General features: G+C 67.9%; 14 protein-coding genes. 5 read left to right on the top strand and 9 right to left on the bottom strand.

What is annotated here, in order from left to right; genetic code table 11:
- Positions 1-165 precede the first annotated feature (165 nt).
- On the top strand, positions 166-645 hold the full coding sequence (locus tag C1A30_RS12905; protein ID WP_101948688.1) for an Rv3235 family protein: 480 nt from the start codon (positions 166-168) through the stop codon (positions 643-645).
- On the opposite strand, the gene secA is transcribed toward C1A30_RS12905, so the two are convergent.
- The 5 genes from secA to C1A30_RS12880 all read right to left on the bottom strand — a co-directional run bounded on the left by secA (position 642) and on the right by C1A30_RS12880 (position 6,145).
- Entirely contained in the window at positions 642-3,473 is a 2,832-nt protein-coding gene (gene secA / locus C1A30_RS12900; RefSeq protein ID WP_101948687.1) for a preprotein translocase subunit SecA, read from the bottom strand. The two genes, C1A30_RS12905 and secA, sit on opposite strands and share 4 nt — an antisense overlap.
- Before the next feature lie 189 nt (positions 3,474-3,662).
- A complete protein-coding gene (gene hpf, locus C1A30_RS12895; protein ID WP_200828346.1) occupies positions 3,663-4,301 on the bottom strand; it encodes a ribosome hibernation-promoting factor, HPF/YfiA family in 639 nt (212 codons plus the stop codon).
- A 340-nt stretch (positions 4,302-4,641) separates the two neighbouring features.
- Complete coding sequence (locus C1A30_RS12890) at positions 4,642-5,271, bottom strand: ComF family protein (RefSeq protein WP_101948685.1); 630 nt, start codon at positions 5,269-5,271, stop codon at positions 4,642-4,644.
- A gap of 28 nt (positions 5,272-5,299) precedes the next feature.
- A complete protein-coding gene (locus tag C1A30_RS12885) occupies positions 5,300-5,767 on the bottom strand; it encodes an ATP-binding protein (protein ID WP_235009858.1) in 468 nt (155 codons plus the stop codon).
- A gap of 9 nt (positions 5,768-5,776) precedes the next feature.
- Positions 5,777-6,145, bottom strand: a complete 369-nt coding sequence (locus C1A30_RS12880; protein WP_101948684.1) for an STAS domain-containing protein — start codon at positions 6,143-6,145, stop codon at positions 5,777-5,779.
- 178 nt (positions 6,146-6,323) lie between these two features.
- Between C1A30_RS12880 and C1A30_RS12875 the strand changes: the two genes are divergently transcribed.
- The 3 genes from C1A30_RS12875 to C1A30_RS12865 are packed head-to-tail and all read left to right on the top strand — an operon-like array spanning position 6,324 to position 10,253.
- Complete coding sequence (locus C1A30_RS12875; RefSeq protein WP_101948683.1) at positions 6,324-6,788, top strand: (2Fe-2S)-binding protein; 465 nt, start codon at positions 6,324-6,326, stop codon at positions 6,786-6,788.
- The gene (locus C1A30_RS12870) at positions 6,785-8,899 is read left to right on the top strand and encodes a molybdopterin cofactor-binding domain-containing protein (protein ID WP_101948682.1); all 2,115 of its coding nucleotides are present in this window, start codon (positions 6,785-6,787) and stop codon (positions 8,897-8,899) included. The genes C1A30_RS12875 and C1A30_RS12870 overlap by 4 nt, the downstream gene beginning before the upstream one ends.
- Positions 8,900-8,939: 40 nt before the next feature.
- The gene (locus C1A30_RS12865) at positions 8,940-10,253 is read left to right on the top strand and encodes a DUF2252 domain-containing protein (protein ID WP_101948681.1); all 1,314 of its coding nucleotides are present in this window, start codon (positions 8,940-8,942) and stop codon (positions 10,251-10,253) included.
- A 3-nt stretch (positions 10,254-10,256) separates the two neighbouring features.
- Here the strand turns inward: C1A30_RS12865 and C1A30_RS12860 are convergent, their stop codons facing one another.
- Genes C1A30_RS12860 through C1A30_RS12850 form a run of 3 tightly spaced genes read right to left on the bottom strand, consistent with a single transcriptional unit; the run spans position 10,257 to position 11,935 of the window.
- Positions 10,257-10,709 carry a ubiquinol-cytochrome c reductase iron-sulfur subunit gene (locus tag C1A30_RS12860; RefSeq protein ID WP_101948680.1) on the bottom strand — a complete coding sequence of 151 codons (453 nt, stop codon included), beginning with the start codon at positions 10,707-10,709 and terminating at the stop codon, positions 10,257-10,259.
- 13 nt (positions 10,710-10,722) lie between these two features.
- Complete coding sequence (locus C1A30_RS12855; RefSeq protein WP_101948679.1) at positions 10,723-11,292, bottom strand: DUF6529 family protein; 570 nt, start codon at positions 11,290-11,292, stop codon at positions 10,723-10,725.
- Positions 11,285-11,935 (bottom strand): hypothetical protein, encoded by a 651-nt coding sequence (locus C1A30_RS12850; protein ID WP_101950164.1) that lies wholly within the window; start codon positions 11,933-11,935, stop codon positions 11,285-11,287. The genes C1A30_RS12855 and C1A30_RS12850 overlap by 8 nt, the downstream gene beginning before the upstream one ends.
- 153 nt (positions 11,936-12,088) lie before the next feature.
- On the opposite strand from C1A30_RS12850, the gene C1A30_RS12845 reads away from it, so the two are divergent.
- A complete protein-coding gene (locus C1A30_RS12845) occupies positions 12,089-12,376 on the top strand; it encodes a hypothetical protein (RefSeq protein ID WP_101948678.1) in 288 nt (95 codons plus the stop codon).
- Here the strand turns inward: C1A30_RS12845 and lpqB are convergent.
- A complete protein-coding gene (lpqB, locus tag C1A30_RS12840; protein WP_235010058.1) occupies positions 12,373-14,118 on the bottom strand; it encodes an MtrAB system accessory lipoprotein LpqB in 1,746 nt (581 codons plus the stop codon). The genes C1A30_RS12845 and lpqB overlap by 4 nt on opposite strands.
- Between the last annotated feature and the right edge of the window lies 1 nt (position 14,119).

Below are 14,119 nucleotides of genomic sequence, written 5' to 3'. Positions count from 1 at the left end.
TTCATCCTTCTCACTTGGCCCCCGTGCAGGTTATCGGCCGGATCTGTGTGTCTGCATCACGGGTGCATTCGGTGAGTCCGGACGTCGGGAAGCCGTGCGATCATGACTATGTCTGCGACTCTCCAGCAGATGCCGTCCTCGTCATACGACCGCTGGAGAGCATCCATGACCGCATCCCGAGTTCCGTCCGCACCGGTGTCGCTCACGACGCCGATCATCGACTGCGAGCCACCGCCGGTCGGCCTCGCCGCGTGCCCGCCGCCGTCGTCGGCCGCGCTGCACCGCCGCACCGTGCGCACCCTTCGACCGGTCCGTCCGCTGCCCCGCAGTCCGTTGCCGCCGCCGGCGGTGGTGGCGTTCGCCGATGCGGCGCTGCGCCGCATCCTGGAGGTCGTCGACCGGCGCCGACCCATCCCGCAACTGCACCGGGTGGTGGCGCCGGCGTTGATCGACACCCTCACCACGTTGACGCGCATGCCGCAGAACGCGTCCGCCTCGCTCGGCCGGGTCCGGGTGCGGATGGTCGACGAGCGAACCGGTGAGCTCTTCGCGACGTACACCCGCGGCCACCGGGTGCGGGCCATCGCGGGACGCATCGAGCGCCGCGACGACCGCTGGCGGGTGGTCGCCCTGCAGATCGGTTAGCGCCTGCGCATTCCCTTGGCGGCCTTGGCCTGCTGACGCGCGGCCTCGCGCCGCTCACGCCTGCTGGTGCCGCTCGGGGCGGCGTGCTTGGGTCCGCCGCTACCGTCGCGCTTCACCTGCGTCGACCCGTCCTCGGACGGGCCGCTGTAGGTCAGCGGCGGCGCAGAGTCCTCAATTCCCTTGGCGCGCAACGCCGGAGCCGGTTCCGCACGTTCCTTGGTGGCCAGCCCACCCTGGGGGCTGTCCTGCGCCTTGGCTGCGGCCTCGGCGGCGAACTGCGCGAGCCCGGACGGCGCGGCAACCGGCGCGACACTGGGCGCAGGCGCGGCCTCGACGGTGACGTTGAACAAGAAGCCGACCGACTCTTCCTTGAGCCCCTCGAGCATGCCGACGAACATGTCGTAACCCTCGCGCTGGTACTCGACCAGCGGATCGCGCTGCGCCATCGCGCGCAGGCCGATGCCCTCCTTGAGGTAGTCCATCTCGTAGAGGTGCTCGCGCCATTTGCGGTCGAGGACGTTGAGCAGCACGTTGCGCTCCAACTGCCGCATCGCCCCCTCACCGGCGATCTCCTCGAGTTGCTTCTCCCGCTCGGCGTACGCGCGCTCGGCGTCGGCGATCAACGCGTCGAGCAGTTCGTCGCGCGTCAGTTCACCGGGCTCGCCGACGGCGTCGGAGTCCAGCAGGTCGTGATGGTCGATGCCGACCGGGTACAGCGTCTTGAGCGCGTCCCACAGCTTCTCCAGATCCCAGTCCTCGGCGTAGCCCTCGGCGGTGGCGCCGTCGACGTAGGCGGTGATCACGTCGACGAGCATCCGGTGCGCCTGCTCGGCGAGGTTCTCGCCCTCCAGGATCAGGCGACGCTCCTCGTAGATGACCTTGCGCTGCTGGTTCATCACCTCGTCGTACTTGAGGACGTTCTTGCGGACCTCGAAGTTCTGCTGCTCGACCTGGGTCTGCGCGCTCTTGATCGCGCGGGTGACCATCTTGGCTTCGATCGGCACGTCGTCGGGCAGCTGCAGCCGGTTGAGCAGCGCCTCCAACGTCTCGCCGTTGAATCGCCGCATCAGTTCGTCGCCCAGCGACAGGTAGAACCGCGACTCGCCCGGATCGCCCTGGCGACCGGAACGGCCGCGCAACTGGTTGTCGATGCGGCGCGACTCGTGGCGCTCGGTGCCGAGCACGTACAGGCCGCCGACGGCGCGGACATCCTCGGCTTCCTCGGCAGCCTCGGCCTTGACCTTCGGCAGCACCTCGTGCCACGCGGCCTCGTACTCGTCAGGGGTCTCGACCGGGTCGAGGCCCCGCTCGCGCAGCGCCTTGTCGGCGAGGAAGTCCACGTTGCCGCCGAGCACGATGTCGGTACCGCGGCCGGCCATGTTGGTGGCGACGGTGATGGCGCCCAATCGGCCCGCCTCGGCGACGATGTTGGCTTCCTGCTCGTGGTACTTGGCGTTGAGCACGTTGTGCGGGATGCGCCGCTTCTGGAATTGGCGCGACAGGTACTCGGAGCGCTCGACGCTGGTGGTGCCGATCAGCACCGGCTGACCCTTCTCGTACCGCTCGGCGACGTCGTCGACGACCGCCATGTACTTCGCCTCTTCGGTCTTGTAGATCAAATCGGACTGATCGGCGCGGACCATCGGCTTGTTGGTCGGGATCGTCACGACACCGAGTTTGTAGATCTCGTGCAGCTCGGCCGCCTCGGTCTGGGCGGTGCCGGTCATCCCGGACAGCTTCTTGTAGAGCCGGAAGTAGTTCTGCAGCGTGATGGTGGCCAGCGTCTGGTTCTCGGCCTTGATCTCGACGTGCTCTTTGGCCTCGATGGCCTGGTGCATGCCCTCGTTGTAGCGGCGGCCGATCAGCACGCGGCCGGTGAACTCGTCGACGATCAGCACCTCGCCGTCGCGGACGATGTAGTCCTTGTCGCGCTGGAACAGCTCCTTGGCCTTGATCGCGTTGTTGAGGTAGCTGACCAGCGGCGAGTTGGCCGCCTCGTAGAGGTTCTCGATGCCGAGCTGGTCCTCGACGAACTCGACGCCGAGCTCGTGCACGCCGATGGTGCGCTTGCGCAGGTCCACCTCGTAGTGGACGTCCTTCTCCATCAGCGGGGCGATCCGGGCGAACTCGGTGTACCAGTGCGACGAGCCGTCGGCGGGCCCGGAGATGATCAGCGGCGTGCGGGCCTCGTCGATCAGGATGGAGTCGACCTCGTCGACGATCGCGAAGTTGTGCCCGCGCTGCACCAGGTCGGCCAGCGAATGCGCCATGTTGTCGCGCAGGTAGTCGAAGCCGAATTCGTTGTTGGTGCCGTAGGTGATGTCGGCGGCGTACGCGGCGCGCCGTTCGTCGGGGTTCAGGCCGGACAGGATCACACCTACGTTGAGACCGAGGAACCGGTGCACGCGGCCCATCCACTCGGCGTCGCGTTTAGCCAGATAGTCATTGACGGTGACGACGTGCACACCCTCACCCGACAGCGCGTTGAGGTACGACGGCAGCACCGCGGTCAGGGTCTTGCCCTCACCGGTCTTCATCTCGGCGACGTTGCCGAAGTGCAGCGCCGCGCCGCCCATCACCTGGACGTCGAAGTGCCGCTGTGAGAGCACCCGCCAGGCGGCCTCGCGGGCCACCGCGAACGCCTCGGGAAGAAGGTCATCGAGATCGGTACCGTCGGCTACCCGCTTCTTGAATTCGTCGGTCTTGGCGCGCAACTCAGCGTCGGTGAGCTTCTCCACGTCGTCAGACAGGGTGTTGACGTAGTCAGCCACCCCCTTGAGGCGCTTGACCATGCGGCCTTCGCCGAGACGGAGCAACTTGTCCAGCACGCGATTTCCTCAGCTTTTCTCAATGGGTTCGATGGACCTCAGGCTTTATCAGACGAGGTCCATCGTAGGTGACCCGTCGAAATTGCTGGTCGAAGCCGCTGGAAAGCGTCTAGATGACGGTCGGTTCTGGGCAAGCTCGGCGCCTCGGCGCCCTTCGGTCGCCTGCGATGCGCACTCGCCCGCCACCTCCTATGCGAGCCTGATCAGTCCGTAGTCGTACGCGTGCCTGCGGTAGACCACGCAGGGCTTGTCGCTCTCCTTGTCGTGGAACAGGAAGAAGTCGTGGCCGACGAGTTCCATCTCGTAGAGCGCGTCGTCGACGGTCATCGGCGTCGCCGGATGTTCCTTGACGCGCACGATGCGCCCAGGCTCGTGATCCTCGATGGCCGCTCCGTCGGTCTGCGGAGTGTCGTCGGTCGACGGTGTCGGCGGCACCGGATCGACGGCCGTGGCCTGCGCCAGCGACACCGGGGTCTTGTCCCCGTAGTGCACCTTGCGGCGGTCCTTGCTGCGGCGAAGCCGGCTTTCGAGTTTGCAGACCGCCGACTCGAGGGCGGCGTAGAAGCTGTCGGCGCACGCCTCGCCGCGGACGACCGGGCCGCGTCCGCGTGCGGTGATCTCGACGTGCTGGCAGTTCTTCCGCTGGCGCCGGTTGCGCTCGTGGTCCAGCTCGACGTCGAACAGGTAGATGGTGCGGTCAAATCGTTCGAGTCGGGACAGTTTCTCGGAAACGTAGATGCGGAAGTGGTCGGGGACCTCGACGTTGCGACCCTTGACGACGACCTCTGCGTTCGGAGTCGGTTCTTGCCGCTCGTCCTCGATCACCATTGTTGTGCGGTCGGAGTCCACGGAATGGCTTGACATGCTTTACAACTCGCTCTCTACGGAGTCGCACGCTAAAGCGTGCCCGGCTTGTGTTTAACAAACGCGCCGGCGGGGTCTGCATGTCCGCGCCACCCGCCGGTGCAAGGTGTCGACTACTCACCTCCTACCGCTGATGGCGATACAGGCGCTGCGTTTAGAGCGCCGCCGTGAGGCATTCACGGGTGGTTGTTGCCGACGGTAATCGTGTTCACCCGGGAGTGCCAGTAAATTCGCGCACCCGTTTTCAGTTCTTCACATGGGGCTGTTTTCGGGCCGTGCCGCGGTGGCCGAATCGTCGCTGACGTCAGGCGTTGGCGATCGCAAGCACCCCGACGACGTGGGCGCCCGCGGCGTGCAGGACGCGCACCGATTCGCCCGCCGTCGCGCCCGTGGTGACGATGTCGTCGACCACCAGCACCGCGCCCGTGACCGCCTCGACCAGCTTCACCCGTCCCGCGACATTGCGTTGCCGGTCGGCACCGGACAGTCCGACGGAGTCCCGGACCAGCCCCCGCATCCTCAGCGCCGCGACGACGCGCAGTCCGGCGTGGTTCGCGGTCGCTGCCCGCGCGATCCGCGTGACCGGGTCGCCGCCTCTGCGGCGGGCGGCGGACCGCCGGGTCGGTGCGGGCACCACGGTGAGCGGCGTGCCGACCAGACCCCAGCCGACGAGGTTGCCGAGCGCGGCCCCGACGGCATCGGCGAGCGGGCGAATCAGGTCGGCCCGACCGTGTTCCTTGACGGCGACGATGGCGGCCCGGCGCGGCCCGGCGTAGCGGCCGAGGGAGAACACGGGCACGCCCGGATCGACGCGCGGCGTGATCAGGTGCGGTTGGTCGGCGCTGACAGCGAGTTGGCGGGCGCAGGCGGGACACCAGCGCGCCGCGGGCGCCGCGCAGCCGCCGCACTCGAGCGGCAGGACGAGATCGAGCATGTCCGCAGTGTCGCGGCCAGCTGTGACATCACGCCGACGCGGCGAACGTCTCCCCCTCGGCCGGCCGCACGTCACCGAATCGCAGCACGACGACGGTGCCGGTGGGGGTCCGGTCGATCTCCGCCTCGTCGGCGAGGGCCTTCATGAGCGGTATGCCGCGGCCTCGCGTGTTGTCAGGCACCGCGTGCACCGTCTCGCGCCAGGTCCCGAAATCCCGGACGGTGACGTCGAGCCGGTTGGCGGTGCTGTCGTGGCGGGCCTCGATCGAGAGGGCACCCGGCGCGGGCCTGCCGACATAGGCGAACTCGGCGGCGTTGGCCAGCGCCTCGTACACCGCCAGGATCGCGTCGCCGAGCTTGATCTCGTCGAGGGCGAATCGTTGCCCGAGCCAGTCGGCGAACTCGCGCCGCAGCTGCGACGCGGTTGCGACGTCGGCGGTGCCGCTGCCGACGAACACCTGTCCGTCGGGGCGCGGGTCGTTACTTGATTCGCTCACAGTGTTCGGTCAGATACCCGAATCCGGCCGATTACATTCGGAAAAGCTGTTGAGAGCTACGTCTCGTGTGCTGAACACGTCGACGACATCGGTGACCCCGGTGATCTTCATCGGCCTGCTGGTGGCGGGACCGTCCGCGACCACGGCAAACCGGATGCTCGGGGTGACCTGGTCGCAGATCTCGATGAGCAGCTGCATTCCCGCCGAGGCGAGGAAGGTCAGCCCGAGGAGGTCGACGATCAGACCTGCCGGCTTCTTGGCGAGGGCGGCCTGCACCGCCTCGTCGAGTTGCGGCGCGGTCGCCATGTCCAGCTCACCCGACATGGCGACGATCGCCACCCGGCCCAGCCACTCTTCACCCAACTGCTCTTTGCCCATACCTCACCCAGCGTCGAAGCGCCCGTCCGTCGACGGGTCGTGCGTTTACACAGGCTGCAGTCTGAACCGGGGAACAGATTAGTTGACATCGCCGGGGCCCACCCACCCGCGTCGCCGACAGCGAATTCACAGCAGTGGTTCAGGGCACGCAGGGGGCAACGGCGGTGATGCTGGAGGCATGGCAGAAGTTCAGGTCAACGGCCGCACCCGACACGTCGATGCAGACGACGACACCGCCTTGCTGTACGTGCTGCGCAACCACCTCGGTTTGAAGGGCACCCGGTTCGGCTGCGGGCTGGGCGTCTGCGGTGCCTGCATGGTGCTGGTCGACGGGCACCGGGTGTACTCGTGCGACACCCCGCTGTGGGCGGTGACGGAGAAGGCGGTCACCACCGTGGAGGGGTTGGGCGACGACGGCTCGCCGCATCCGGTCGCCCGCGCCATCGTCGAGGGTCAGGCCGCGCAATGCGGCTACTGCATGTCCGGCATCGTGGTCAGCGCCGCAGCCCTGCTCGCGGCCAATCCCGATCCCGCAGAAGCCGAGGTGCGCGCCGCGCTCGACGACAACCTGTGCCGCTGCGGGGCGCACAACCGGGTGGTGCGCGCGGTGCTCGCCGCCGCCGCCGAGATGCGGGCGTCGTGACCGCGCTGCCCGTCACGCTGGCCGCCAACCCGCGGCTCGGCGACTGGCTGCGTATCGGGTCCGAGGGTGAGATCGAAATCCGTTCCGGCAAGGTCGAATTGGGCCAGGGCGTGTTGACGGCGCTGTCCCAGGTGGCCGCCGAGGAACTCGACGTCGACGTTGCCCGCATCGCGATGACGCCTGCGAGCACCGACGCGGGTCCCGACGAGGGGTTGACCGCGGGCAGCCTGTCCATCCAGCAGTCGGGGGCCGCCCTGCGGCAGGTGTGCGCGGAGGTGCGCGACATCTACCTCGGCGTCGCCGCCGACAAGCTCGCGGTGCCCAAGGACGACCTCACGATCGACGACGGGCAGATCTGCGCCGAAAACGGCGCGGCCACCAGCTACTGGGAACTGGCCGACGACACCCTGCTGGATCGGGCCGCCACCGGTGCGGCCGCCCCGAAACCCGTATCGGCGTACCGAGTCGTCGGCGCCAGCGTGGGTCGGGTCGATCTGCCAGGCAAACTGGCGGGCAGATCGAGTTACGTACACGATCTGACGCTTGATTCGATGGTGTACGGCAGGGTGGTCAGGCCCCCGTCGCGCGGGGCGACGCTGCGCGAGATCGACTGTGCCCCAACCGAAGCCATGCCCGGCGTACTCGCCGTGGTCCGCGACGGCGACTTCCTGGCCGTCGTCGCCGAGCGCGAAGAGACCGCGCTTCGGGCCGCGGATCTGCTGCGCGGGGATGCGTCGTGGGACCAACCGTCGACGCTGCCCGATGAAGAGGACCTGCCCGCGTTCTTGACCTCCGCGCCCGCGGAGACCACCGTCATCGCCGACACTGGGCACCGACCGTCGACAGGCGTGGTCCGTTCGGTCACCGCGGACTACCACCGGCCGTATCTGGCGCACGGTTCGATCGGACCCTCCTGCGCCGTCGCGCTCGCCGAGGACGATCGCCTGCACATCTGGACCCACAGTCAGGGCATCCACGTGTTGCGGCGGGAAATTGCACGGGCACTTGGCATTCCACCGGATCTACTGAGTGTTCGGCACGTCGACGGCTCGGGCTGCTACGGCCACAACGGCGCCGACGACGTGGCGATGGACGCCGCCCTGTTGGCAATGGCCGTCCCCGGCAGGCCGGTGCAGGTGGTGTGGTCACGATCCGACGAGCTGAGTTGGTCTCCGTTGGGTCCCGCTGGCGTGGTGCGACTTTCGGCCGACTGCGGTGCGGATGGTGCGGTGTTGTCCTGGCGGCACGAGATCTGGGGCGGCAGCTACATCAGCAGGCCGGGCATGACACCCAACCTGGCGTTCCTGGCGGCGAGCCACCGCGCGGGCGGCGAAGTGATCAAATCGGGCGGCGAGCCTCCTCAGGAGCGCGGCGGCGGGGCGGCCCGCAATGCCGTTCCCGGCTACGCCTTTCCGGCTTACCAGGTGGTGAACAACCTGCTGACCGCGATGCCGTTGCGGACGTCGGCGTTGCGGTCGCTGGGTGCGCACCTCAATGTGTTCGCCGCGGAGTCGTTCATGGACGAACTAGCCGCGGACGCCGGACGGGACCCGATCGAGTTCCGGCTGGCGCACCTGTCCGACCCGAGGGCCAGGGCGGTACTCGAACATGTTGCCCACCAGTCGGATTGGGCGTCGTGGCAGGCCGGCGACGCGGTCGGGCACGGCATCGGATATGCCCGATACAAGAACTCGAGCGCCTACTGCGCGGTGGTCGCCGAGGTCGAGGCCGTCACCGAAGTCCGGGTGCGCCGCTTGACCATAGCCGTCGACGCCGGACTGGTGATCAACCCGGACGGCGCGGCGAACCAGATCGAGGGCGGTGCGGTTCAGGCCACCAGTTGGACGGTGAAGGAACGGGTGCGGTTCGACCGGTTCACCGTCACCAGCGACACCTGGGACAGCTACCCGATCCTGCGGTTCTCCGAGGTGCCCGCGGTCGACGTCGACCTGTTGCCCGGGGCGGGGCATCCCTCACTCGGTGTCGGGGAATGCGCGCAGGGCCCGACGGCGGCCGCGATCGCCAACGCGGTGGCCGACGCGCTCGGTGTCCGGGTGCGCTCGCTGCCGCTGACACCCGAGCAGATCGTGGCCGCGCTGCCGGAGGTCTGAGCGGCGGCATATCCGGCGGTCCGGACGGGTATCCGATCGGATGGCCGACAGCGAGGCGCGCGAGTCCTTCATCGTCGACTGCCTGGTGAAGGCATTCGCCGATCTGATGAAGGCCGACCCTGACGCCTTCCGGACCAAGTTCCGCAAGATGGCCGCCGATCCGTTCGCTTTCTACCGGGGCAGCGCCTGCGTGTTCTACGCCGACCTGGCCGATCGCGACGACCGGTGGGCCGACGACCGGACCGCGCGGGTGTGGATACAGGGCGATCTGCATGCGGAGAACTTCGGCACCTACATGGACGGCTCCGGTGTGTTGATTTTCGACGTCAACGATTTCGACGAGGCGTTCGTCGGGCATTTCACTTGGGATCTGCAACGATTCGCGGCCAGCGTCGCACTGATGTGCTGGCAGAAGGCGTTGTCGGATGAGGAGATCGCCTGCCTGATCGAGACATTCGTGCGCGCATACGTCGACCAGGTGCGGTGGTTCGTCGACGTCGAGGACGATTCGTCGTTCTCACTGAACCTGCAGACCGCCCGCGGCGCGGTGTTGGCGGCGCTGCAGGCGGCGCGGCTGTCGACCCGATCGCAGCTGCTCGAGCGGATGACGCACGTCGACGAATCGGATCGGCGGTTCCGCGACCTGCCCGGCGTGCGACACCTCGACGACGCCGAACGCGAGAAGGTCAGCGACGCGTTCGACCGCTACCTGAAGACCATTCCGGAGACGAAGCGCTTCCACGGCATCGCCTATGACATCAAGGACGTGATCGGCAAGACCGGTATGGGCATCGGCAGCGCAGGCCTGCCCGCGTACACGGTGTTGATCGAAGGTTTCAACCAGGCGCTGGACAACGACGTGGTGCTGTCGATGAAGCAGGGCAACGTGGCCGCACCGAGTCGGGTGGTCGACGACCCGGATGTGCACCGGTACTTCAAGCACCACGGCCACCGCACCGCCGTCTCTCAGCGTGCCCTGCAGGCGCACGCCGACCCGCTGCTCGGCTACACCGACATCGACGGCGTGGGCTACGTGGTCAGCGAAATATCGCCATACGAAGCCGATTTGGACTACAGCGAGCTCACCGAACCCGATGAGCTCGCCGAAGTCATCGAACAACTCGGGCAGGCGGTGGCCAAGGTGCACTGCGTCAGCGACACCGACAGCGATCAGACGCTGGTCGACTTCCAGACCGAAGACGCGATCGTCGACGTGATCGGCGACGACATCGAGGTTTTCGTCGCCGACGTCGTCACGTTCGGAATGGAGTACGCCCCCACCGTGCGCGACGATCACCGCCACTTCGTTGAAGCGTTCCGGGAGGGCCGCATTCCCGGAGTCAGCTCCACCTAGACCTCACCCCAGGACGATCGAATCGCCCTGTACGGTGACGTTCTCGGCTTGCAGCGGCTTGTCGGCCGGGCCGTGGGCCACCGTGCCGTCGAGGTTGAATTTGCTGCCGTGGCAAGGACAATCGATGGTGCCGTCGGCCACCTTGTCGACCAGGCAGCCCTTGTGGGTGCACTTCGCCGAGAACCCCTTGAACACCCCCGCGGTGGGTTGGGTCACCACGACCTCGCCGACGATCACACCCGAACCGACAGGCACGTCGGCCGTCTTGGCCAGGGCCTTGGCCGCGGGCTCTGCGCCACCGGGTGAGGTCGGCGCGGCGCTGGTGGTGCTCGATTCGCTTGCCGCGTCGTCCTTTTTGCCGTAGGTACTGCACGCGGCGACGACGGCGGTCACCAACCCCAGCCCTGCGCCGAGGAGAACCTTCTGCCGTGAGATGGGGAATTCGGAGATGTTCATGGATTCCTTTCAGTTAGAACGTGATGCCGTTTGTGTCGAAGAACCAGAGCGCCGACGTCAGCCAGACGTAGACTAAGCCGAAAAACACCAGTCCGCCCGCCACCGGAATCACCCATGCCCGAAGGCCTTTGCGGGTGAGCAGCACCATCTTCGTCACGAACGCGCCGTAGAAGAAGCACCCGAACAGCGAATGGAACAACACCCGGTTGTCGTAGGACTCGAAGCCCAGTGCGTACAGGCAGTGCACCGCGACCGGGACGCTGACCAACACGGCCAGTCGGCCCGACCACACGTGCGCGGGGCGCATCCATGCCGGCGCCTTGCCGCCCGGGATCAGTCGGTACATCGCGAACGCGGACACCAGTTGGAACAGCGCCAGTGCCACGGCGATGGTCGCCAGCCACGCCTTCACCGCGGTGCCGCTGGAGAATCCCGCGACGCTGATCGAAAAGAACTGCGGCTCATGCAGTTTCCCGAACACACCAAGACCGACCGCGACGAGTGCGCCGAGCGCGACCGCACCGAGCACCGCGGCGTCGCCCTTGGCGGTACTGATTCGCTGGGTGGCGGCAGGGTCATACATCGCTGTCTCCTTCGACCCGGATCGCCCTGACCTCGATGCCGTCGATATCGGCGATGCCCTCGGTGGTCAACGTCGGCGCGGGCACAGTCGAACCGTCTTCGCGCCGCTGCACACCCGTCACCTTCCCGTCGCCGTCGACGATCCAGCTGTTGCGCACACCCGCGTTCTCGTAGACGTAGAGACCGGCGGGCGGCCGCCCGAGCGGAGCGGTGAAGTCCCACTTCTTCGCGCCGATGGACAGCGTGCCGACGATGGCGTCGCCCTGGAGGCGACCGTCGAGCCGGCTTGTCTTGTCCTTGTTCACCAGGCTGACCGCGCCGTTGACCGCGCTGCCGCGCAGCCACGACTCGACGGTGTTGCCGTCGCAGGCATAGGCGATGGCCTTGTCGCCGTCGACGGTGATGTCGACGGTGATGGTCCCGTTGGCGGTGGGTACCTTCCCGACGTAATCAGCCTTGGCGGGGAACGCGGGCGGTGGCGGAGTGGCCGGTGACGGTGGCGCAGCGACCACGGTAGCGGTGGTGGTCTGCGCGGCCGGCTGCTCCGGCGGCGGCGGCTCTTCCTTGGAGATGTTGACCAGCAAGATGGCCACCCCGAGCACCGCGACAGCGACGAGGGTCAGTATCGGACCGCGGATCTTCATCATCCCCTCCTGGGAATCGAGGAAAACACCCCTGACGAGGTTTTGTCTGCACAACGGGCGATGCGGGGGGAAGGTTCAGCGCGAACTTCAAACCCCCCGAATGCCGGCTCCACAGGCGGTACCGTCATTCGTTGCCAGGGACGGGAGACCTCTATGAAGCGCTGCATCGCCGCAGGATCGGCCGCGGCCCTGACGGCCGCCGCGATGATCGTCCTGGCACCGCCTGCCGCCGCCGGGTGCGTGTACGGAGGACCGTTCATCAGCAAGTGCGATGGCCCCGTGCAGCCCGACGGCACCTGGCAGCGGTGTACGGCGGTGCCGCAGGTGGTTCCGCGGGGCGCCAGTTCCTATCTGGTGCCGGTCAAGCGCTGCGACATGATGGGCCCCGGCCAACCCGCGTGGGATTTCGCGTTCGCCGACCCGCCGACGCACATCGACTAGCCGGGCAGCACGGGTAGCGCGTCGGCGACCATCAACGGCCGCACCTCGGTCCACGCCGGGTCGTTGTCGGCCGCCGAACCGGACAGCTGCAGTACCCCGCGCGCGTCGGCGACGTACACCGTGGACGGGTTCGCGGCGACGGTGGTGACCGGCATCAGCAGGTTGCGGCTGGGGCCGTCGGAGTTCACCCCGTCGAGGTTGACGTAGGACACCGGGTGCTGCGGGTCGGTGCGGCTGACGACGATGTCGTCGCCGGTACGCCAGGACAGTGATACGGCCGTGTTGCCGAGGCCGAAGCCCAGCCGCCGCGGATAAGTCAGCGCGTAACCGCCACCGGCGGTCTGCTCGACGCCGGCGAGGATGACCTGGCCCTCGATGACCATCGCTGCGCGGGTGCCGTCGCGGGACAATTGGAGTTCGGTGATGGCACCCGGGTAGCGCGCCGACACGACGCCGGAGTCGACCGGGATGCGGGCCGGCTGCCCCGAGGCGTCCTGGATGGCGCGCACCACGTTGATGCCGTCGACCACCACCCAGATCGCGTCGTCGAGCGCCCAACTCGGCCGCGACAGCGTGCGCCCCTCCATCGCTTGTGTCGCATTGCCATTCAGCGGTCCGACCCACAGCGACGAGGCCATGTCGGGGGCGCCGGGCCGCAGCGTGACGATCGACGCGACCTCCTGGCCGGTGCGCGACACCGCGGCGGCGGTCTGGCCCGGCATTTGGCCGAATTGACCTGCGACCCTGGTCGCCCGTTGACCGTCCAACGACATCAGCGTTCCGCCCACCAGCGCGTGCAGACCGGCGGCGGCGCCGTCGGCCGCGCCGGGGTCGGTGGCCGCGACATCGGAGGTGTTCCAGCCGTCGGCGAACCGATCGTCGAGCGCGGCGCCGTCGGCGTTGATCACGTACGGGCCGTTGATCCCCGCCCGCGACAGCGTCCAAATGATCTGTGCGGCAAGCAGTTGCCTGCTGTGCGGGTCGGTGGTGGACAGGTTCTCCAGGTCGACGCGGGCGCCGCCGTAGCCGCGGCCAACGCCCGTCTTGCCGCCGTCGGCGCGTGTCACCGGGCCGCGGAGCTTGAGCGGCGGACCGAGCAGGTTGCGCACCGTGTTCGTCATCTCCGGACGCGGGCCCGCGATGAGCTTGCTGACCAGTTCGGTGGCCAGTTGATCGGCGTCGGACACCGCGACGTAGCGGGGATCGGGTACGACGGTGTGCCCGGTCGGGTCGGCGAAGTACAGCGTGTTGCGCTTGTAGGTGGACTGAAACTGTTGCCAGTCAAGGAAAACGCCGTTGGGCAGGCGGTCGATGCGCCACCCGCCAGGAGTCTTGATCAGTTCGATGGGACCGGGGTCGGGCAGGGCGCCCTCCCCCGTCTCGAAGACCCCGACGTCCGACAGTGAACCCAAAATGTCGGCGCGCATGCTGACCGACACCCGATCCGGCCCACGCGTCTCGACGAAGACCACGTTGTCGATCAGCAGCGCGCTACCCGCGTCGTCCCATGCGCGGGAAGCGGATTCGGTGAGGAACTGCCGCGCGGCCAGGTGCCGGTTCGCGGGATCGGCTGTCGCCTTGAGGAACTCGCGCAGCAGGACGTCGGGATCCATGCCGGGCGTCGGTTTGGGCAGACTGGGTGGCGCGGGCCGGTCCACGGTGCCGATGGCTTGCGGCGCAGACGAACTCGGCACGCCGGCGCAACCCGCGAGCACGACCGCCAGCAGCCACACGACTGCCAGA

This window comes from Mycobacterium sp. 3519A, assembly GCF_900240945.1.
Taxonomy (GTDB): domain Bacteria; phylum Actinomycetota; class Actinomycetes; order Mycobacteriales; family Mycobacteriaceae; genus Mycobacterium.
Note: the sequence above shows the minus strand (reverse complement) of the source record. Positions and strands in the feature narration are given on the sequence as shown.